Annotated in this window: 18 protein-coding genes and 3 pseudogenes; 15 read left to right on the forward strand and 6 right to left on the reverse strand. The window is 60.4% G+C overall.

What is annotated here, in order from left to right:
- Positions 1-84: 84 nt before the first annotated feature.
- The 3 genes and pseudogenes from B0G76_RS44370 to B0G76_RS34565 all read left to right on the forward strand — a co-directional run.
- The gene (locus B0G76_RS44370) at positions 85-573 is read left to right on the forward strand and encodes a hypothetical protein (protein WP_183082269.1); all 489 of its coding nucleotides are present in this window, start codon (positions 85-87) and stop codon (positions 571-573) included.
- A 77-nt stretch (positions 574-650) separates the two neighbouring features.
- Positions 651-893: a DUF6527 family protein gene (locus B0G76_RS43375; protein WP_310793974.1), complete on the forward strand. Its 243-nt coding sequence runs from the start codon at positions 651-653 to the stop codon at positions 891-893.
- Positions 894-1,139, forward strand: a pseudogene (locus B0G76_RS34565) (transposase); the annotation flags it as partial.
- 145 nt (positions 1,140-1,284) lie between these two features.
- Here the strand turns inward: B0G76_RS34565 and B0G76_RS34570 are convergent.
- The 3 genes from B0G76_RS34570 to B0G76_RS34580 form a co-directional block, all read right to left on the reverse strand.
- Positions 1,285-2,607 carry an IS1182 family transposase gene (locus B0G76_RS34570; protein WP_120289662.1) on the reverse strand — a complete coding sequence of 441 codons (1,323 nt, stop codon included), beginning with the start codon at positions 2,605-2,607 and terminating at the stop codon, positions 1,285-1,287.
- 140 nt (positions 2,608-2,747) lie between these two features.
- The gene (locus B0G76_RS34575) at positions 2,748-2,975 is read right to left on the reverse strand and encodes a DUF3460 family protein (protein ID WP_120297280.1); all 228 of its coding nucleotides are present in this window, start codon (positions 2,973-2,975) and stop codon (positions 2,748-2,750) included.
- A gap of 325 nt (positions 2,976-3,300) precedes the next feature.
- Positions 3,301-4,167 carry a GyrI-like domain-containing protein gene (locus tag B0G76_RS34580; RefSeq protein WP_120297281.1) on the reverse strand — a complete coding sequence of 289 codons (867 nt, stop codon included), beginning with the start codon at positions 4,165-4,167 and terminating at the stop codon, positions 3,301-3,303.
- A gap of 258 nt (positions 4,168-4,425) precedes the next feature.
- Between B0G76_RS34580 and eat the strand changes: the two genes are divergently transcribed.
- From eat to eutC, 3 genes and pseudogenes are all read left to right on the forward strand, one after another.
- Positions 4,426-5,829 carry an ethanolamine permease gene (gene eat / locus B0G76_RS34585; RefSeq protein ID WP_120297282.1) on the forward strand — a complete coding sequence of 468 codons (1,404 nt, stop codon included), beginning with the start codon at positions 4,426-4,428 and terminating at the stop codon, positions 5,827-5,829.
- A 43-nt stretch (positions 5,830-5,872) separates the two neighbouring features.
- Positions 5,873-7,268, forward strand: a pseudogene (locus B0G76_RS34590) (ethanolamine ammonia-lyase subunit EutB).
- A 33-nt stretch (positions 7,269-7,301) separates the two neighbouring features.
- A complete protein-coding gene (gene eutC, locus B0G76_RS34595; RefSeq protein ID WP_120297283.1) occupies positions 7,302-8,051 on the forward strand; it encodes an ethanolamine ammonia-lyase subunit EutC in 750 nt (249 codons plus the stop codon).
- A gap of 24 nt (positions 8,052-8,075) precedes the next feature.
- Here eutC and B0G76_RS34600 read toward each other — a convergent pair whose 3' ends face one another.
- Together B0G76_RS34600 and adh are read right to left on the reverse strand one after the other, a co-directional pair.
- Positions 8,076-8,471, reverse strand: coding sequence for a DUF779 domain-containing protein (locus B0G76_RS34600; RefSeq protein ID WP_120297284.1), 396 nt, complete (start codon positions 8,469-8,471; stop codon positions 8,076-8,078).
- A 69-nt stretch (positions 8,472-8,540) separates the two neighbouring features.
- A complete protein-coding gene (adh, locus tag B0G76_RS34605; RefSeq protein WP_120297285.1) occupies positions 8,541-10,061 on the reverse strand; it encodes an aldehyde dehydrogenase in 1,521 nt (506 codons plus the stop codon).
- 325 nt (positions 10,062-10,386) lie between these two features.
- Between adh and B0G76_RS34610 the strand changes: the two are divergent.
- The 5 genes and pseudogenes from B0G76_RS34610 (at position 10,387) to B0G76_RS34630 (ending at position 14,086) form a co-directional block, all read left to right on the forward strand.
- Positions 10,387-11,429 (forward strand): annotated as a pseudogene (locus B0G76_RS34610) (helix-turn-helix domain-containing protein).
- A gap of 436 nt (positions 11,430-11,865) precedes the next feature.
- On the forward strand, positions 11,866-12,675 hold the full coding sequence (locus B0G76_RS34615; RefSeq protein WP_259460913.1) for a CsgG/HfaB family protein: 810 nt from the start codon (positions 11,866-11,868) through the stop codon (positions 12,673-12,675).
- A gap of 3 nt (positions 12,676-12,678) precedes the next feature.
- Positions 12,679-13,038: a hypothetical protein gene (locus B0G76_RS34620; RefSeq protein ID WP_147394128.1), complete on the forward strand. Its 360-nt coding sequence runs from the start codon at positions 12,679-12,681 to the stop codon at positions 13,036-13,038.
- A complete protein-coding gene (locus B0G76_RS34625) occupies positions 13,035-13,406 on the forward strand; it encodes a DUF4810 domain-containing protein (protein WP_120297287.1) in 372 nt (123 codons plus the stop codon). Before B0G76_RS34620 ends, B0G76_RS34625 begins: the two co-directional genes overlap by 4 nt.
- A complete protein-coding gene (locus tag B0G76_RS34630) occupies positions 13,403-14,086 on the forward strand; it encodes a GNA1162 family protein (RefSeq protein WP_120297288.1) in 684 nt (227 codons plus the stop codon). Before B0G76_RS34625 ends, B0G76_RS34630 begins: the two co-directional genes overlap by 4 nt.
- Before the next feature lie 80 nt (positions 14,087-14,166).
- Here the strand turns inward: B0G76_RS34630 and B0G76_RS34635 are convergent, their stop codons facing one another.
- Entirely contained in the window at positions 14,167-16,578 is a 2,412-nt protein-coding gene (locus B0G76_RS34635) for a heavy metal translocating P-type ATPase (protein ID WP_120297289.1), read from the reverse strand.
- Positions 16,579-16,658: 80 nt separating this feature from the next.
- On the opposite strand from B0G76_RS34635, the gene cadR reads away from it, so the two are divergent.
- The 4 genes from cadR to B0G76_RS34655 all read left to right on the forward strand — a co-directional run bounded on the left by cadR (position 16,659) and on the right by B0G76_RS34655 (position 20,345).
- Complete coding sequence (gene cadR / locus B0G76_RS34640) at positions 16,659-17,090, forward strand: Cd(II)/Pb(II)-responsive transcriptional regulator (protein WP_120297290.1); 432 nt, start codon at positions 16,659-16,661, stop codon at positions 17,088-17,090.
- 111 nt (positions 17,091-17,201) lie between these two features.
- A complete protein-coding gene (locus B0G76_RS34645) occupies positions 17,202-17,402 on the forward strand; it encodes a hypothetical protein (RefSeq protein ID WP_028197690.1) in 201 nt (66 codons plus the stop codon).
- 62 nt (positions 17,403-17,464) lie between these two features.
- The gene (gene dbpA / locus B0G76_RS34650) at positions 17,465-18,868 is read left to right on the forward strand and encodes an ATP-dependent RNA helicase DbpA (protein ID WP_120297291.1); all 1,404 of its coding nucleotides are present in this window, start codon (positions 17,465-17,467) and stop codon (positions 18,866-18,868) included.
- 322 nt (positions 18,869-19,190) lie between these two features.
- Positions 19,191-20,345, forward strand: a complete 1,155-nt coding sequence (locus B0G76_RS34655; protein ID WP_120297292.1) for a pyridoxal phosphate-dependent aminotransferase — start codon at positions 19,191-19,193, stop codon at positions 20,343-20,345.
- Positions 20,346-20,353 lie beyond the last annotated feature (8 nt).

Below are 20,353 nucleotides of genomic sequence, written 5' to 3' on the forward strand. Positions count from 1 at the left end.
ATTCACCTCATCGACGGAGACGATTTTTACCAGCACAACGCGTTTCGCGCCCCGGGTGCACCGACCATTGACGAGCTGCGCGAAGTGCCGAAGAAGGTCGAGTATTTCGCACAGATCTACGGCCAGATGCGGAGCGGTATTGTCGCGCACGCGTCTGAGTTGAACGAAACGAACGTGCATTTGCTGGACTGCGTCACGTTTGCGTTTCTTTGCATGGATGACGGAGTAGCTAAACGGACTGCCGTCAGGCGTCTTGAGCAGCTTGGCGTACCATTTCTCGATGTTGGTATGGGATTGGAGCTCTCTGCTGGAACGCTCGGCGGGATTCTTCGCGTAACACTCAGCGAACCTGGACATCGCGATTTCGCTAACAGGAAGATCGCGTTCGAGGGGGCTGATGAAAAAAACGTTTATCGGTCGAATATTCAGATCGCTGAGTTAAACGCACTCAATGCTGCGCTGGCGGTGATCAGGTGGAAGAAGTATCGCGGTTTCTATCGCGATCTGGACAAAGAGATGCACTGCTCGTACACAACGGACGGAAACATGCTCGTAAACGAGGTGAACGAATGATGCGCGTCTCGGTGCTGGAGCCCGTCTTCGTCAAGACCATTCCAAGAGAACTTGAGCTGGGACGCCTTTACGTTTCAATGGAATATGGAACGATCTCTCACAGCTGCTGTTGCGGCTGCGGAAACGAGGTCGTAACCCCGCTCACGCCGACAGATTGGTCGCTAACGTTCGACGGCGAGCATATTTCGCTCTGGCCTTCGGTCGGAAGCTGGAATCTGCCGTGCCAGTCGCACTACGTGGTCAAATCCCCCGGTGTCAGACTTATTGTCGTGTCATCTGATTCTCATAGACAAGGTCCGGGGACGGTAAAATCAGAGTAAATGAAAGCCTACCCAGCAGAAAGAAAAGAAGCGGTGGTGCGTCGCATGATGCCGCCGGAGAACGCACGTGTTTCGGCGCTAGCCGGAGAGACAGGGATTACGACTTATACGTTGTATGCATGGCGCCGCGAGGCGAAAGGACAGGGAGCGGTGGTGCCGGGAGATGGGAAGAATCCCGAAGCGTGGTCTTCGGAAGACAAGTTTTCGGTGGTGCTGGAAACCGCCCCGCTCAATGCAGCGGAGCTAGGAGTCCGCGCGGCAGACAGAATTTGAGCCTCCGGAGTTGACGCCAGATCGGGCGGCGTCAACTGCGATTGCAGTTTTGCCCGCCAGTGCGCGCAAAAATGGTTTGCCCGGGGGCGAAATCAGGCAAACTTGCCCCCTTCCGGGCTTACGCAAGTTTCATTTTCGACATTCTGCGCAGGTTCAGCGCCACGCAGACGAGCTTCCACTCGGCCTGAGCCTTGGCCAGTCCGCGCATGCTGAATTGTCGAAATCCGAGAACGCTTTTTACCCAGGCATTCGGCGGTTCGGACAGCCATTTGCGCTTTCGATAGGCCGCCTGAGTTTGCGCAGAAGTAAACTTTTCTGCCATCGCGGCGCACAGCGGGCGCTTCAGGGCATCGACCCTCACATCTTTCTTGCCCTCGCGTCCGGGCGCCACAATCAGCTCGGCGGGATGCTCGCGCAATTGCTCGAACGTCGCTTCCGACCGGTAGCCCGCGTCGGCAAGGACTTGCCTGGGATTGGCGCCAGCGTCACGCAGCACGGCAGCAAGAACGCCTGGCAACTGGCCGCTGTCGGCGGCACTGTTACCCAGTTCGGCCGCGACGATGATGTGGGCCGTGTCGTCGACGGCAGCCTGGGCATTGTAGGAATAGTCGAAGCCGCCGCCGGCGTGCTTCATGATCCGGCTTTCCGGGTCAGTAAAATTCTCCTGGGCGTCGGGCTTGGGCTCGCCGAACCTGTACTTGAAGCGCGACTTCTTTTTCGGCTTGTCGCCGCCGTCCGGCGGCGTGTCGTCGTCGCTACGACCACGCGCGATATCGGCCTGGCGCTGGCGCTCTTCCAGACGCGCACGCGCAGCACGGATGACCGCAAGCCGGTCCTCGCGCCGCGTGATCTCGGCCGGAATATCGAGTTCAGGCTCGTTCTTCTCAGCGTCATCGGCCACTTTCGCTTTTGCCAGCAGCGCATCGATCTGTTCTTTCAGTTCAAGCTCGGCTTTCTTCATCCGGTCGTAGCTCATCGCCTTGTGGCGCGAGGCATTGGCCTTGATCTTCGTGCCGTCAACGGCAATCGTCCCGAGCCTGATCAGTCCGCACTCCCTGGCCAGTTTCACCACCTGCACAAACAGGTCCGACAGTTCTTTGAGGTGAAAGGCGCGGAAGTCGCACAGCGTCCGGTGCGCCGGATAGTTGCCCGCCGCCAGGACCCGGAACGCGACATCCTCATGCAGCTTCCTGGCCAGCTTGCGCGACGAGAACACGCCGGTCGCATAGCCGTACACGAGCACCTTCACCATCATCGCCGGATGAAAGGGCTGGTTGCGCTGACCACCGCCGGCATACCGCGCATGGAAAGCGGAGAGGTCGAGTGAGTCCACCGTGTCGCTGATGTAGTAGGCAAGGTGCCCTTCGGGCAGCCAGTCTTGCAGCGCGTGGGGCAGCAACATCTGCTGCTGCGGCTCGTAGGGGAGATAGCTTGTTGTCATCTGCTAACAACGTTTACCCTGCCCGACCGGATGACATCAGACTTCTGCCGCGCACGCTCCTAGCGGGCGGGTTCAGGCGGTCTTGCTCATTTATCCAACCGCTGATCGCTCTCTGCGCGTCCCACTCATCACGTCGCTGACTACAGCGACGAGTTTCGCAGGAACTGCACCGTGGAACTGGCATTTGCGCGTCGCTCGTCGAGGTCGATCGGCTCGCAGTCCCAGAGTAAGACCCGGCCCTTCCTCTGCCTTTCTTCGAGATCTACGTGTTTCTTTTTTAGTTCGTCGAGGAAACTGGTTATGTCGGATCGGTAATTTCCAGCCGTCGCAAAGGGCTCACGCTTCGGCGGATACGCAAATAGCCCCACTTATCCACAGCCCCCTCTGGACAACTTTTGTACAACCCACCTGACACGTTGTGGGCGAAACTTTGATAAACCGGCGACCTCGCCAGGTCAGTCAAAAGTTTTCCCTGGCTCCTTGCTCCTGTTCGCCCACGCTCCGCAGGGTTATGGATTCTGCAGTCCCTTGATCCGTAAACGAAGATTCAAGTTATCCACAGCCAGGTGCGAGGCTTGTTAACTATTACTACGTATACATATACAAAGGCTATAAAAACCAGAGAGGCAACCGCGAACCCGCTGCACAAGGAAGCACAAAGCAGGCAGAACAAAGCGAACCAAGCCAAAACCATCAAACCAACGGCAAACAAATCTCCGTCAACAACTCAGCAGGCGCAGTCTCCTTCGGGCTATTCAGATACTCCTCGAACACCGGTGCATCCGCCGCTTCACGCCCCGACTGCACAAGCCACGTCCCATACAACCACTCATAAGCCGCACGCATATCGCTGCACGGCCCCTTGTGCTGCAACACCGCGTACTCACCGCCTTTCACATGCGCCATCGAAACCGGCGGACTCACCGTCACCGAAGCCTGAACCGGATGCGGCAACAACACCCCAGCCTTCGACCGCAACGCATTCTCTGCAACAACCCCCGGATCGTCGTAATAAATCCCGATCATGCGCATCTGCCCCGCCAGCAAATTGTGTTTCGCCAGCCAGCCGAACAATCCATCAAACGCCTTGCCGATCTGCATATACGGCCCAACGTGATCCACCGACAAAACCTCCATCGGCTCCACGTGACGAATCACCACTTCACGCATCGTCATTTGATCGTCTCCTGAAAGCGCCGGACGAAACCGGCTATGTGTTCCCTGTTTGCGGTACTGCGTCGGCGGAATGCCGAACACCGCGCGAAAGGTGCGAGAGAAAGACTGCAAACTGCTATAGCCCGAGCGCTCGGCAATCTCAGCGATCGGCATCGAGCCATTCGCCAGATATCCCGCCGCGCGATGCAGCCGTAAGCGACGCACGGTCGTCGCGACCGTCTCGCCATACATCGCCTGATAGATGCGATGCCAGTGATACGGCGACATGCAGGCAATGTCCGCTAAACGATCGATATCCAGCGGTTCGTCGAGATGATCGTAAATATGATCCAGCACGCGGCCGAGCCGCGTTTCGTAGCGCGCCCGATTGTCCAATGGGTTCATGAGTGAGTGACCAACTAACCAAAAGAAGATTGCCGAAGGGATGCGAACCAAAGTACCACGTCCCCATTTACCAAATCCTGCGAACTTCACCTATCGCACGCAAACGGAATTAAGCGCCGACTGACACAATCGCCCCCGAACTTTGCCGAATTTCGATAACACCTCGAATAATGGCTCACTACCATCGGCTGAAGCCTGTCCGCCCATGCACCGCAAAGCCTTGCGGCGTTGAGCAAGCGGCAACATCAGGAGCGTCCGATGAAATCAGAATCCAAAAGTCAGCACGTCGGTAAAGTTACGCATCACGAGTTGAAGCAGACGCTCGGCACGTGGCAACTGTGGGGGATCGCGGTCGGGCTGGTCATTTCCGGCGAGTATTTCGGCTGGAGCTATGGTTGGGCGAGCGCCGGCACGCTCGGTTTCGTCATCACGGCGGTGTTTATTGCCGCGATGTATACCACCTTCATTTTCAGTTTCACCGAACTCACCACGTCGATTCCGCATGCGGGTGGCCCCTTCGCATACGCGCGCCACGCTTTTGGCCCGACTGGCGGTTATCTGGCGGGCGCGGCGACATTAGTCGAATTCGTCTTTGCGCCGCCCGCAATCGCGCTCGCAATTGGCGCCTATCTGCACGTGCAGTTTCCCGGCCTGGAGCCGAAACACGCGGCCATGGGCGCGTATCTCGTCTTCATGGCGTTGAATATCGTCGGCGTGCAGATCGCGGCGGCCTTCGAGTTGTGCGTGACGCTGCTCGCGATCTTTGAATTGCTGGTGTTCATGGGCGTCGCGTCGCCCGGTTTTCAGTGGTCGAACTTCACGAATGGCGGCTGGTCCGGTGCAGACACCTTCAGCATGGGTTCGTTCCACGGCATGTTCGCGGCGATTCCCTTCGCGATCTGGTTTTTCCTCGCGATCGAAGGCGTCGCGATGGCTGCGGAAGAAGCCAAGAATCCCAAGCGTTCGATTCCGATAGCCTATGTCGCCGGCATTCTGACGCTGGTCGTGCTCGCCATTGGCGTGATGGTGTTCGCAGGCGCCGCCGGAGATTGGACCAAGCTGTCGAACATCAACGATCCGCTGCCGCAGGCCATGAAATTTATCGTCGGCGAACATAGCGGCTGGATGCATATGCTGGTGTGGCTCGGCCTCTTCGGGCTCGTCGCGTCGTTTCACGGCATCATCCTCGGCTATTCGCGGCAAATTTTCGCGCTGGCCCGCGCGGGTTATCTGCCGGAGTGGCTCTCCAAGGTGCATCCGCGCTTCAAGACGCCGCATCGCGCGATCATCGCGGGTGGCGTGGTCGGCATCGCGGCGATCTACAGCGACGAGCTGATCCAGTTCGGCGGCCAGACGCTGACGGCGAACATCGTGACGATGTCCGTATTTGGCGCTATCGTGATGTATATCATCAGTATGTTGTCGCTGTTCAAGCTGCGCCGCTCGAACCCGAACATGGAGCGGCCGTTCCGCGCGCCGCTGTTTCCGTTCTTTCCGGCGTTCGCGCTGGTGGCCGCGGTGATTTGTCTGGCTACGATGGTCTACTTCAATTTCCTGGTGGCTATCGTGTTCGCGATCTTCCTCGCGCTTGGTTACGTCTACTTCCTGTTGACGCGCCATCAACGCGAAGCAGCACCGTCGGACGCTTTGCTCGAAGAGTGACGGATCGAGCCGCTGTATAAGCAGCGGCGATGGAGTCGTAAAGATGAGCTACACCGAGACAATCGGCAGCCGTACTTACCGTTTCGCCGACCTGAAAACGTTGATGGCGAAAGCCAGTCCGCAGCGTTCCGGCGACCAGCTCGCGAGCGTCGCGGCGGCGAGCGAAGAAGAGCGCGTCGCGGCCAAGATGGCGCTCGCGCAGGTGCCGCTGCGCACGTTTCTCAACGAAGCGTTGGTCCCATACGAAAGCGACGAGGTGACGCGCCTCGTGATCGACGATCACTCGCCGCAAGCCTTCGCTGAGATCTCGCATCTCACGGTCGGCGATTTCCGCAACTGGTTGTTGAGCAACACGACCGATGCGGATGCGCTCACGCGTATCACCGCCGGCCTCACGCCGGAGATGGTGGCGGCGGTTTCGAAGTTGATGCGCAATCAGGATCTGATCGCGGCGGCGCGTAAGCGTCCGGTGATTACGCGCTTTCGCAATACGGTTGGTCTGCCCGGGGCACATGTCGGTGCGTCTGCAACCAAATCACCCAACCGACGATGTCAAAGGCATCGCCGCATCGATGCTCGACGGCCTGATGTACGGCTGCGGCGACGCGATGATCGGCATCAATCCCGCCAGCGACAATCTTGCCGCGATCACCAAGCTGTTGCTGATGATCGACGACGTCCGGCAACGCTATCAGGTGCCCACGCAATCCTGCGTGCTGACTCACGTCACGAACACGATTGCGGCGATCGAAAAAGGCGCGCCGGTCGATCTGGTGTTTCAGTCGATTGCCGGTACGGAGAAAGCGAACGCGGGTTTCGGCATTTCGCTTGCGTTGTTGCAGGAAGCGTATGAAGCAGGGTTGTCGTTGAAACGCGGCACCGTCGGCAATAACCTGATGTATTTCGAAACCGGCCAGGGGAGCGCCTTGTCGGCCGATGCGCATTTCGGCGTCGATCAACAGACTTGCGAAGTACGCGCCTATGCAGTCGCGCGCAAGTTCAATCCATTTCTGGTCAACACGGTGGTCGGTTTCATCGGACCGGAGTATCTGTACGACGGCAAGCAGATCACGCGTGCGGGTCTTGAAGATCATTTCTGCGGCAAGCTGCTCGGCGTGCCGATGGGCTGCGACATCTGCTATACGAATCACGCCGAAGCCGATCAGGACGATATGGATAACCTGCTCACGCTGCTCGGCGTAGCGGGCATCAACTTCATCATGGGCATTCCCGGCGCGGACGATGTGATGCTCAACTATCAAAGCACGTCCTTCCACGACGCCCTTTACGTGCGCGACGTGCTCGGCCTGCGCCGTGCACCGGAATTCGAAGAATGGCTGGAGTCGATGCAGATCACTGACGCGCGCGGCGCGTTGCTGAGTGCATCGACACAACAACCGCTGCTGGAAGGCGCACCCGATTGGATGGGGATCGCATGAGCGACTTGCTCGAAAAAGAATCCATGGAACGCGCTGCGGCAGTTCACGAACGCACGCATCGCATTGGGCCGCGCGGGCAATAGTTTGCCGACGGCACCATTGCTGGCGTTCAACCTCTCGCATGCGCAGGCGCGCGACGCGGTACATCATCCGCTCGATGTGGACGTGCTGCACGAACAGTTGCGCGCGCAAAGTTTCAGCACATTGGATGTGCATAGTGCCGCGCCCGATCGCGAGCATTATTTGCGGCGTCCTGATCTGGGCAGGCGCTTAAGCGATGAGAGCCGTGTAGCGCTTGGACAACTCAAGATCGATTCACCTGAAGTGGTTTTCGTCATCGGTGACGGCCTTTCTGCGTTCGCCGCGTCGAAGCAATCGATCCCGCTGCTGCAAGCTGTCGTTCCACGCATGGCCGATTGGAAGATCGGCCCAGTCGTAGTCGCGCGTCAGGCGCGCGTTGCGCTCGGTGACGAGATCGGTGAACTGCTCAACGCCAAACTGGTTGTGATGCTGATTGGCGAGCGTCCAGGGTTGAGCTCGCCGGATAGCCTGGGTATCTACCTGACCTACGCGCCAAAAGTGGGTTGCAGCGACGCGCAACGCAACTGTATTTCCAACGTGCGGCCTGAAGGTCTTAACTACGAATCAGCCGCACACAAGTTGCACTATCTGTTGACGAACGCACGGCGTCTGGGACTGACCGGCGTCGGCCTGAAAGACGACAGTGATGCACTGCTGGCGAGTGCGCCGACACCACCCGCAGTCGGCGACGATTCAAACTAGACACGCGCGGCTAAGAGATATGAGTTAAGCATCCGCCCGTTCCACCGGATGCGTTTCCAACCACGCGTTTTCGCCATCCTCGAACAGTCGCGAGCGCGTCAAGAACCGCAACCCGCTCGGACGCTCCAAAGAAAACATCCCACCATTGCCCGGCACAACGTCAATAATCAACTGCGTGTGCTGCCAGTACTCGAACTGCGATTCACTCATGTAGAACGGCACACCGGCAATCGCACCGAGTTTCACATCAGACGAGCCCACCATGAACTCGCTCTGCGGAAACATCATCGGCGCGCTACCGTCGCAGCATCCGCCGGATTGGTGAAACAGCACGGCTCCGTGTTCGGCGCGTAGCTTATCGATCAAATCGACCGCAGCAGGCGTGGCGATCACACGGGCCACTTCCTTCTCATCAGCCATCACATGCCCTCGCTGAAAAAGAGCGAGCCGCGCAATGCGGCCCGCTCGGACAGGGTCGTTACGTTACGCTCAGAAGAAACCGAGCGGCTTGTCGCTATAGCTGACGAGCAGGTTCTTGGTCTGCTGATAGTGATCGAGCATCATCTTGTGATTTTCCCGGCCGATGCCCGATTGCTTGTAGCCACCAAACGCAGCATGTGCCGGATACGCGTGATAGCAGTTGGTCCACACGCGGCCCGCCTGGATTTGCCGGCCGAAGCGATAGGCGCGTGTACCGTCGCGCGTCCATACGCCGGCGCCGAGACCGTAGAGCGTATCGTTGGCGATTTCGAGCGCTTCGTCTTCGTTCTTGAAGGTCGTCACGGAAACAACCGGCCCGAAGATTTCTTCCTGGAAGATCCGCATCTTGTTGTGGCCGCGGAATACGGTCGGCTTTATGTAGTAGCCCTTGCTCAGTTCGCCGCCAAGCGTATTGCGCTCACCGCCGATGAGACACTCGGCACCTTCCTGCTTGCCGAGATCGACGTACGAGAGGATTTTTTCCAGTTGTTCCTGCGAGGCCTGTGCGCCGATCATCGTCTTCGTGTCGAGCGGATGGCCTTGCGTGATTGCGGCCACACGCTTCAACGCGCGCTCCATGAAGCGGTCGTAAATCTTTTCGTCGATCAGCACGCGCGACGGACACGTGCAGACTTCGCCCTGATTCAGCGCGAACATCGTGAAGCCCTCGAGCGCCTTGTCGAAGTAGCTGTCGTCCTCGTTCATCACGTCGGCGAAGAAAATGTTCGGGCTCTTGCCGCCGAGTTCGAGCGTCACCGGAATGATGTTCTGGCTTGCGTACTGCATGATCAGGCGGCCGGTCGTTGTCTCGCCCGTGAAAGCGATCTTTGCGATGCGCTTGCTCGAAGCGAGCGGTTTGCCGGCTTCAAGGCCGAACCCGTTTACCACGTTCAGCACGCCCGGCGGCAGCAAGTCCTGGATCAGTTCGATCAGCACGAGAATCGACGCAGGCGTTTGCTCGGCCGGTTTTAGCACGACGCAATTGCCGGCAGCGAGGGCAGGCGCGAGTTTCCACACCGCCATCAGGATCGGGAAATTCCACGGAATGATCTGGCCGACCACGCCGAGCGGTTCGTGATAGTGATACGCAACGGTGTCATGGTCGATCTCGGATATCGAGCCTTCCTGCGCACGCACGGCGCCGGCGAAATAGCGGAAATGATCGATGGCGAGCGGGATATCCGCAGCCATCGTTTCGCGCAGCGGCTTGCCATTGTCGATCGTTTCAGCCACGGCGATGCGCTGCAGATTCGCTTCCATCCGGTCGGCGATGCGGTTCAGGATGTTCGCGCGATCGGTGGTCGAGGTCTTGCCCCACGCTGCCTTCGCACGATGCGCGGCGTCCAGTGCGAGTTCGATATCGGCTTCGCGTGAACGCGGGATCGAGGTGAACGGCTCACCGGTGATCGGCGACACGTTGTCGAAGTACTCGCCACCTACAGGCTTCACCCATTCGCCGCCGATAAAATTCGCATACTGCTTTTTGTACGGGAATTCGGTGGTCAAGAATTGCATCTCTGCGTGATTCATCTGTGTGCTCCTCACATGTTGAATGGGCTATATTCGGCGTGATATTTCGCTTGGCCGCGAGAGGCTACAGCCAGAACTGTGCCAATGCACCGCGCTGGTGAGCCGCGCACGCGCAGCAGGCACTCCTGCAACGCGTGGCGCGTGGCATAGCTCACGTTCCCAGAAATGAGCGTTTCGTTTCTGAGCAGTGTGCGCACCGCTGTTCAGGAATTGAACAGGGCGTGAGCACCTGCCGGTGAGATCCAGGCACAGTAAGCGTTGAATCCGTTCGGCATGGGAATTGCCTTCCTTTTTCTCCTCGATACTTCGTGCTCGCAGATCCGGTATGACGATTGAATTCCGAAACGACAGCCTGACAGCACCGACGCACACGCAGGAGCCGAGCTTCTGCGTGCAGACCTGTGTCGCGTACGACGCCGACGAGCAGGCGCGTAATCTCCACGGCTGGAACCAGACCTACGACCAACTGACTGCGGGCCGCTTCGTCGGCGGTTTGACGGAACTGTGTCTCGATCACATGCAGGTGTTCGTCGAAACCACTAGCCATACGTTGCGGCAGACTTGCGAGGTGCAGGAGGACGCTTACTGGTTCGGCATTCCGACGTGCCCCGAGGGATCCGGCCGGATCGACGCACAGGTGATCGCGGGCGATGCGCTCGCATTTCGTCCGGGCGGGATCGAATTCGAATTGCTGACCTCGGCGGGCTACGAGATTTTCGGCGTGGTGGTGAAGGGGGAAGTGCTGCGCCGGTACGCGGCTGAAGTCGAGCGCATCGGTCTGGCCGACCATCTGCCGAACACGGAGGTTGTGTCGATCGGCGCGGCTCGCAAGGCGCGCTTGTGCGCGTCGCTGCGCCAGCTGCTCGATGACGGCGCGGCGAACGGCACGCCGCTGTCCTCGTTTGCACGCGACAATTTGCAGGCGTCGGTGCTGGCGTCGCTATTCGATGTGGGCGCGTTGCCTGCGGGGAGCCGGTCGCGATGCCTGCGCGCGGGCGGCGTCAGTCGATCGTGTCTGAAGCGCGCGAGTACGTCCTGGCCAATCGCGAGCGTGCGGTCAACGTGCCGGAGTTGTGCGAGCGGCTGCATGTGAGCCGGCGCACGCTGCAATACTGCTTTCAGGACGTGCTTGGCATGGCGCCCGCGACCTATCTGCGCACGATTCGCCTGAACGGCGCGCGGCGCGATCTGTGCCATGCGGCGCCGGCGTCACGTTCGGTCCAGGATGTCGCCGTGGCCTGGGGTTTCTGGCATCTGAGCCAGTTCGCGACCGATTACCGGAAGCTGTTTGGCATACGGCCTTCCGATACGTTAAAGGCCGGAATCAGTGGCCGCGCGCAATCGCACGGCTATTCATTCGCGCATTAAATGCATAGGACATTGGCGCAACGGGCCGTGGCTTTCCGAATTTCTTCATGCGCAATTAAATAAGACCTTAAGTTTCGCATTCGCATGCCGATATTAACGGTATGCGAAGCGGTATAGAGTGTTTTCCGAATCGGATAAAAAGTGAAAAGTCTTTGATTGATAAAGCGAATTCGCCTCCGACGGAAGTCGATTAATCCGCTATGCATAACGATGAGCAGACTCGAATGCGGCCATCAACAGTGCGCGCATTGAAGTCCGCCAAGGCCAACATAACGAAGCAAATCGGGGAAAATGAAGAAACGTATCTTAAGCGCCGTGACGCTCGTCATGGCGATGACCGGTTGCGCGACGGTATCCGATCAACCGGTCAAGGTTGAAGCACCGCAACCGCGAGTCCAGCAGGCCGCCGCGCAACAGGCGCAAGCCGCGCCCCGCGTTGAAGACCTTCAAACGCAAGGTCGCGATCGGCCGTTTCTCGAACGAGACGCGCTATGGCCGCACCTTCGTCACCGACTCAAGTCTCGACCCGCTCGGCAAACAGGCGAGCGATATCCTGGCCGCGCGTCTGGTCGAGTCGAAGCAGTTCATGGTGTTCGAGCGTCCCGACCTGACCAAGATCGCCGCGGAGCAGGGGCTGAACAAGGACGGCAAGATGATCGGCGTCGACACGCTGATCCTCGGTTCGGTGACCGAGTTCGGCCGCGGTACGACCGGCAAAGCGGGCTTCCTGAGCTCCACCAAGGTCCAGACGGCGCACGCGAAAGTCGAACTGCGTCTCGTCGACGTGAAGACCGGTTACGTGTTCTTCTCCGCGCAGGGCAGCGGCGAGGCGAGCACCGAGTCAGGCGAGATCGCCGGCTTCGGCAGCCGTGCCGACTACGACGGCACGCTCAACGACAAGGCCATCTCCGCCGCGATCTCCGATGTGATCGGCGCGATGATGACCAAGCTCAACGAGCGTCAATGGCGCACCGACATTCTGAAGGTCGACGGCAGCACGGTGTTCATCACCGGCGGTCCGCGCCAGGGCATCCAGCCGGGCGCCACGTTGCGCGTGTACAAGCCGGGCGAATCGGTGCAAAGCGGCCAGACCGGCTTCCAGATCGCATTGCCGGCGACACCGGTTGCGACCGTCCGCGTGGTCAGTTCGTTCGGCGACAACGAAACCAATGAAGGGTCGGTCGCGCAGGTCACGAGCGGCGCGCTTGCCGCGAAGAGCGCGGCCACCTACTACGTCGCGGAGTAAGCCATGCTCACAAGCCAAATGAAGCGCCGGTTCGGCGCGCTGGGAATGTCGTGTGTGCTCGCCGCGACGCTGTTGGGCGGCTGCGCGATGCCTCAATCGAAAGTGGAAACAGGCGGTTCGCGGCCCACGCTCGCGCTGATCGGCGCGCCCGCCGATGCAACGCTCGTGATCGACGGCACGGTGATCGGCCAGGCCTCGCTGTACGACGGCGTGCAGCGCGTGCTGACCGTCGAAGAAGGCGCGCACACGATCGAAGTGAAACGCAATGAAGGTGTTGTGCTGAGCAAAAAGGTCTTCGCGTCGTCCGGGGAGACGATCAAGGTCGATGTGGCGAACGGTGTGAACGGGGAAAAACAACCATGATGAGAACTTGGATAAAGGGCGGCTGCGCGGCCGCATTGGTGGCGTTGGCGAGCGGCTGCGTGCAACAGCCGGTGGCGAAGTACAACTGGGGCGACTACGAGTCGGCGATGTACAGCTACTACCAGACGCCGGCCGACAGCCACGCGTTTGCGGAGAAGCTGCTGGCCGCGATTCAGGCGTCGGAATCGGCGAATAAGAAAGTGCCGCCTGGCATGTACGCCGAGTACGGCGAGCTGCTGTTCGAAACCGGCGACAACGCCAACGCGAGCAAATACTTTGAAAAAGAAAAGGCGACTTGGCCGGAGTCGGCCGTGCTGATGACGAACATGATCCGCCTTGCGTCCACTAACCCGACCAAAAAGCCATGATGCGTATTCATTCCTTATTTCGTCCGGCCTTTGCTGTCGTGGTGGTGGCCGCGCTGGCCGCCTGCGCGCCGATCAAGACGGCCCAGAAACACGCCGACTACACCGCGTTCCGCGCTCAGGCGCCGCACTCGATCCTGGTGGTGCCGGTGGTCAACGAGAGCGTCGACGTCGACGCACCGGACTTCTTCCTGTCGACCATTTCGCGTCCGATCGCCGAGCGCGGCTACTACGTGTTCCCGGTCAATCTGACCAAGAAGGTCATGGCCGACGACGGTCTGTCCGATGCCAACATGGTCCACTCGAACGACCCGACCGCGCTCGGCAAGATGTTCGGCGCCGATGCGATCATGTACATCCGCATCAAGCACTGGGAGTCGAAGTACGTGGTGCTGAAAACCACCACAACGGTCGAGCTCGACTATTCGCTGAAGAGCGGCACCACCGGTGAAGAGTTGTGGAAGAACCATGAAGTCTTGAATTATTCGCCGCAGGTGAATTCGAGCGGCGGCTTGATCGGCGTATTGATTTCGGCGGCGGTCGCGGCGGCCATCGAAAAGGCGAAGCCGGACTACATTCCGCTCGCCCGTCAGGCGAATTTCAGCGCGGTGGGTGTGTACGGCACCGGCTTGCCGGCGGGACCGTACGACAAAGCCTATGGCACGGATACAGCGGCATTCTGAGGCGGCTGACGTGAAGCGATAAAAAAGGGCGGCCCATGGGCCGCCCTTTTTGTTACTAGTTGTTGAGCAACGAATGAGGGTTACTTGCGCAACAGCCGCAAGCCATTCGCCACCACCAGCAGGCTCGCACCGACATCGGCGAATACGGCCATCCACATCGTGCCCAGCCCCATCATCGTCAGCACGAGGAAGACGCTCTTGATGCCCAGTGCCAGCGTGATGTTCTGCACCAGCACCGAATGCGTCGCCTTCGAGAGACGAATGAACATCGGAATCTTGCGCAGATCGTCGTCCATTAGCGCGACGTCGGCGGTTTCGATCGCGGTGTCGGTGCCCATCGCACCCATCGCGAAGCCGATGTCGGCGCGCGCCAAGGCGGGGGCGTCGTTGATGCCGTCGCCGACCATGCCGACCGTTGCGCCTTCCTGCGACCACTGCGCGACCGCGTTCAACTTGTCTTCAGGCAACTGATCACCGCGTGCTTCGTCGATGCCGACTTGCTGCGCGATCGCGGCCGCCGTGTGCGGGTTGTCGCCGGTGAGCATGACGGCGCGCACGCCGAGCCGCTGCAAATCGGCGATGGCGGCGCGGCTCGTCTCCTTCACCGTATCCGCGACGGCGAACAGCGCGAGCACGCGTTCGGCGTCCACCAGTACCACGACGGTTTTGCCTTGCCCTTCAAGCGCGTCGAGCCGCGCTTCGAGCGAAGCCGAGCAGCGTCCGAGTTCTTCGACCAACCGATGATTGCCAAGCCAGTACGGCAAGCCGTCGATTTCGCCGCGCACACCGCGGCCGGCCAGTGCCTCGAAGGTATCGACCGTGGTGCTGGCGATGCTGTCGCTTTTTGCCGCTGCCGCAATCGCCATCGACACCGGATGATCCGAGCGACCCGCCAGGCTCGCCGCGAGCGTCCTGCAACGAACGACGTCGACGTCGACGTCGCCCAGCATCTCGAACTCGGTTTGCACGGGTTTGCCGTGCGTGATCGTGCCGGTTTTGTCGAGCGCGAGCCGGCTCAGCTTGCGGCCCTGTTCAAGATAGGCGCCGCCTTTGATCAGGATGCCCTTGCGGGCGGCGGCAGCAAGGCCGCTGACGATCGTGACCGGCGTCGAGATCACGAGCGCGCACGGACAGGCGATCACCAGCATGACCAGCGCCTTGTAGACCCATTCGTGCCACTGTCCGCCGAACAGCAGCCGCGGCAACACGGCCACGGCGAGCGCGGCGGCGAACACGATCGGCGTATACACGCGCGCGAACTGGTCGACGAAACGCTGGGTCGGCGCTTTGGTGCCTTGCGCCTCTTCGACCGCGTGAATGATGCGGGCGAGCGTCGTATTGCTGGCCGCGGCCGTCACGCGATAGTCGAACGACCCGGCCTGGTTGATCGTGCCGGCGAACACGGCATCGCCTACGGTTTTGTCGACCGGCAGGCTTTCTCCGGTGATCGGCGCCTGATCGACGCTAGAGCGGCCCGCGACGATTTCGCCGTCGAGCGCGATCCGCTCGCCTGGTTTCACGCGCACCACCGCGCCGAGCGTGATCGACTTGAGGTCCGTGGGCCGCCAACTGCCGTCGGTTTGCTGCACGCAGGCCTGTTCGGGTGTCAGTTGCATCAGCCCCTGAATGGCATTGCGGGCGCGGTCGAGCGATTTCGCTTCGATCAGTTCGGCAATCGTGAAGAGCACCATCACCATCGCGGCTTCCGGCCACTGCTGCAGGGCCAGCGCGCCGGTCACCGCGATGCTCATCAGCGCGTTGATGTTCAGGTTGCCGTTGCGGATGGCGAGCCAGCCCTTTCTGTACGTCGTGAGGCCGCAGGAGGCGATCGCGAGGATCGCCAGAGCCGCAGCCAGCCAGACCGGAGCGCCAAGCCAGCCGGCAGCCTCTGAGCCCACCGCGGCGATGCCGGCGAGCGCCAGCGGCCACCACGGTTTGGGCGGCGCGCTGGGTGCGCCCGCAGGCTTGGCGTCGCTACCGGCGCTCGCCAGTCCGGGCGTGAAGTCGAGCGAACGGATCGCAGCGAGAATCGAGTCGAGGGCGTCCGGCGCGTGCACGACGGTCAACACGCGCTGCATCAGGTTGAAGTCCATGCTGCGTACATACGGCATGCGGCTGAATTTCTTGCGGATCAGCGCTTCTTCGGTCGGACAGTCCATCTGCATGATGCGGATCGCGGTGCGTACGTCGCTGCCGACGGCTTCGGATTGTGGAAGCTTGATCGGCGCCGCCGCAACGTGGGCCGTTCCGCAACAGCCTGCCTCGGCATGGCGGTGGGCATGTGCATGACCGTGGTCGTTCGCTGCGTCGCCATGGCTGCAGCTTTCACCGTGAACGTGAGTGTGCGCTTCGTGGCCGTGACCACGGAATTCGCGATGACCGTGACCATCGGCGTCGTCGTTTGCATGCTCGTACACATGCCCTTCATGCCCGTGGGCACAGGCTTTGGCCGCTTCCGGGCGGTCCGCTTCGGCGAGATTGGCGTGAGGCATGGGTGGCTTCCTGGTTCGATTTGTGGTCTAGTAAACACCTTGAAGCCACTACAAGGTCAAGGCCGCAATCCGGAGGGTCCATGAAAATTGGCGAACTGGCGAAAATCGCCCATTGCACGACCGAAACCATCCGTTTCTACGAAAAAGAGGGCCTGTTGCCCGAAGCGGAGCGCACCGAGGCCAATTACCGCAGCTATTCCGCGAGGCACGTCGAACGCCTGCGCTTTATCCGCAATTGCCGTGCGCTCGATATGACCCACGACGAAATCCGTGCGTTGCTGCGTCTGACGGACGCACCGGCGGACGGTTGCGGCGGCATCAATGCCTTGATCGACGAGCACATTGCACACGTCGACACGCGTATCGAAGAATTGAAGCAACTGAAAGTGCAACTGACCACGCTGCGCGAGCAATGCCACGGCGAACAGGCCGTTGAAGACTGCGGCATCGTCCAGGGTCTCACCGACATGGACGTGAGCGCAACGCGTGCGCGGCATACGCATCTGGGTTGAAGCGCTCGGCTTGTACCGTCGGCGGTGCCGACCACGACAGTGACGGCATTCACGGCTGGGCCATTGATCCGGCCCACCCAATAAACAATCGAATCCAGTTGGAGAATCAACGTGTTTACTTGTAGAAACCAGCCCTGCGGCGAGCAGTGGGAGATGTCGGACGTCGTCATCAAGAATGAAGGGCAGGGACTCCTGTTCCGTTGCCCGATGTGCGGCGCGCGCAATTACGTCGAGCGTTTCGACGGGGAAGATGGTTCGGTGTTGTACGAGCAGATCGAAGGCCGTCCCGCCACCGGCCCCATGGCCGAATAGTCCTTAGCCTTCAGCCTCTTCAGTCTCCTCAGCCTTCTCAGTCGATAGCGAGCCAATACCTTATGAACACCCCCACTCAAGCCGGCGCGCCGTTTAGCCAGCTACCGCTACCGCCCGCCACGCTCGCCAACCTGACGCAGCTCGGCTATCTCGAGATGACGCCGATTCAGGCCGCGAGCCTACCGATCGCGCTGGCCGGCAACGATCTGATCGCCCAGGCGAAAACCGGCAGCGGCAAGACCGCGGCGTTTTCGCTGGCGCTGCTCAACCGCCTCGACGTGCGCAACTTTGCCGTGCAGGCGATGGTGCTGTGCCCGACGCGCGAACTCGCCGATCAGGTCACGCAGGAAATCCGCCGTCTGGCGCGCGCCGAAGAAAACATCAAGGTGCTGACGCTGTGCGGCGGCACGCCGATGCGTCCGCAAACGGCCAGCCTCGAACACGGCGCGCACATCGTGGTCGGCACGCCGGGCCGGATCATGGATCACCTCGAGCGCGGCAGCCTGCCGTTGCAGTCGCTCAACACGCTGGTGCTCGACGAAGCCGACCGCATGCTCGACATGGGTTTCTTCGACGATATCGCGACCGTGGTGAAGCAATGCCCGAAAGAGCGTCAAACGCTGCTGTTTTCCGCCACGTACCCGGAAGGCATCGCCAAACTCAGCCAGCAATTCCTGCGTAATCCGAAGGAAGTGAAGCTTGCCGAGCGGCACGACGACACCAAGATTCGTCAGCGCTTCTATGAAGTCACCGAAGATCAGCGTCTGCACGCTGTCGGTCTGCTGCTGAACCACTATCGTCCGGTGAGCACGCTGGCGTTCTGCAACACCAAGCAGCAGTGCCGCGATCTGCTCGACGTGCTGCGCGCGCAGGGTTTTCATGCGCTCGCGCTGCACGGCGAACTCGATCAGCGTGAACGCGATCAGGTGCTGATCCAGTTCGCGAACCGCAGTTGCTCGGTACTGGTTGCCACGGACGTCGCCTCGCGCGGCCTCGACATCGCCGAGCTCGAAGCGGTGATCAACGTCGACGTGACGCCGGACCCGGAAGTGCATGTGCACCGCATTGGCCGCACGGGTCGCGCCGATCAGGAAGGTTGGGCGCTCAGTCTGGCCAGCATGAACGAGATGGGCCGCGTGGGAAGTCTCGAACAGGCGCAAAAGCGTGAAGTCGAGTGGCACAAGCTGGCCGATCTCAAACCGGCGAGCAACGAGCGTCTGCTGCCGCCCATGGAAACGCTGCAGATTCTCGGCGGCCGTAAGGAAAAGATCCGCCCGGGCGATGTGCTCGGCGCGCTGACCGGCGAAGCAGGCTTCGCCGGTTCGCAGATCGGCAAGATCAACGTGACCGAAATGTCGACCTATGTGGCCGTGGAGCGCAGCATCGCGCGCGAGGCAATGCGCAAGCTCAGTGGCGGCAAGGTGAAGGGCAAGAAGGTCAAAGTCCGCATGATGGACGACGCCTGATCGTCCACTAGTCAATTGATCAGTGGATTACGGCTGCGGTCGCACGATCGCAGCCGTCCCACCCGCATCACATTACGTCATACCTCGGCTGTTTTACGCGCTCCCCGCGCGACTGTGTTTCTCCCGCCAAACCCCTGATTTTATTGCCTTGGCCCGTCCCAGCACGGTATTGCGCGAGCCATGACGTAAACGCATGCCGTGCATGACAAAGTTTCGATTGTGACCGTTCTTCGGCTGATGCCTAATCATCGAACCGGATGGGGCCGCCGCGCAGTTGGCGGTCCGCGAATCCGCTGCCGGATGGAGAAAGGGAGATAGCCTTATGCAGAGCGCCACGCAAGCCCGCTCGAAACTGCCTGACGTAGGCACGACGATTTTTACCGTGATCGGCCAGTTGGCCGCCCAACACGATGCACTGAACCTGTCGCAAGGCGCGCCGAACTTCGCGCCCGACGCGAAACTGATCGACGGTGTCGCGCAAGCCATGCGCGCCGGTCATAACCAGTACGCGCCGATGGCCGGCATCGCCGCCCTGCGCGAAGCGCTCGCCCATAAGGTCGAGTCGCTGTATGGCGTGCGCTACGACCCGTCGAGCGAAGTGACCGTGATCGCCAGCGCCAGCGAAGGCCTGTATTCGACGATCAGCGCGCTGGTGCATCCGGGCGATGAAGTGATTTACTTCGAGCCGTCATTCGACAGCTACGGCCCGATCGTTCGCCTGCAAGGCGCAACGCCGATTCCGATCAAACTTTCGCTGAGCGATTTTCGCGTGAACTGGGACGAGGTCGCCGCCGCGATCACGCCGAAGACGCGCATGATCATCATCAACACGCCGCACAACCCGACCGCAACCGTGTTCAGTGAAGATGACATCGCCCGTCTGAAGGCCGTGACGCGCAACACCGACATCGTGATTCTTTCCGACGAAGTCTACGAACATGTCGTGTTCGACGGCGCCAAACATCAGAGCATGGCGTGCGACGCCGAACTCGCGGAACGTAGCGTGATCGTGTCCTCGTTCGGCAAGTCGTATCACGTGACGGGTTGGCGCGTCGGCTATTGCCTCGCGCCTGCCGCGCTCATGGACGAGATTCGCAAAGTCCATCAGTTCATGGTGTTTTCCGCCGATACGCCGATGCAGTACGCGTTCGTCGATGCACTGGCGAATCGCGAGAGCTATCTCGGGCTGTCCGCGTTCTATCAGAAGAAACGCGATCTGCTCGCCCATGCGCTGCGCGAATCGCGCTTCGAGTTATTGCCGAGCGAAGGCAGCTTCTTCATGCTCGCGCGTTTCCGCAATTTCTCCGAAGAAAGCGATAGTGATTTCGTGCTGCGCCTGATTCGCGATGCACGTGTCGCGACGATTCCGCTGTCGGCGTTTTATACCGACGGCACGGATTCCGGCTTGATCCGCCTGAGCTTCTCGAAGGACGACGCGACCTTGATTGAAGGCGCGCGACGTTTGTGCGAAATTTGATTGTTGAA

Origin of the sequence: Paraburkholderia sp. BL23I1N1, from assembly GCF_003610295.1 — a bacterium.
Lineage (GTDB): Bacteria > Pseudomonadota > Gammaproteobacteria > Burkholderiales > Burkholderiaceae > Paraburkholderia.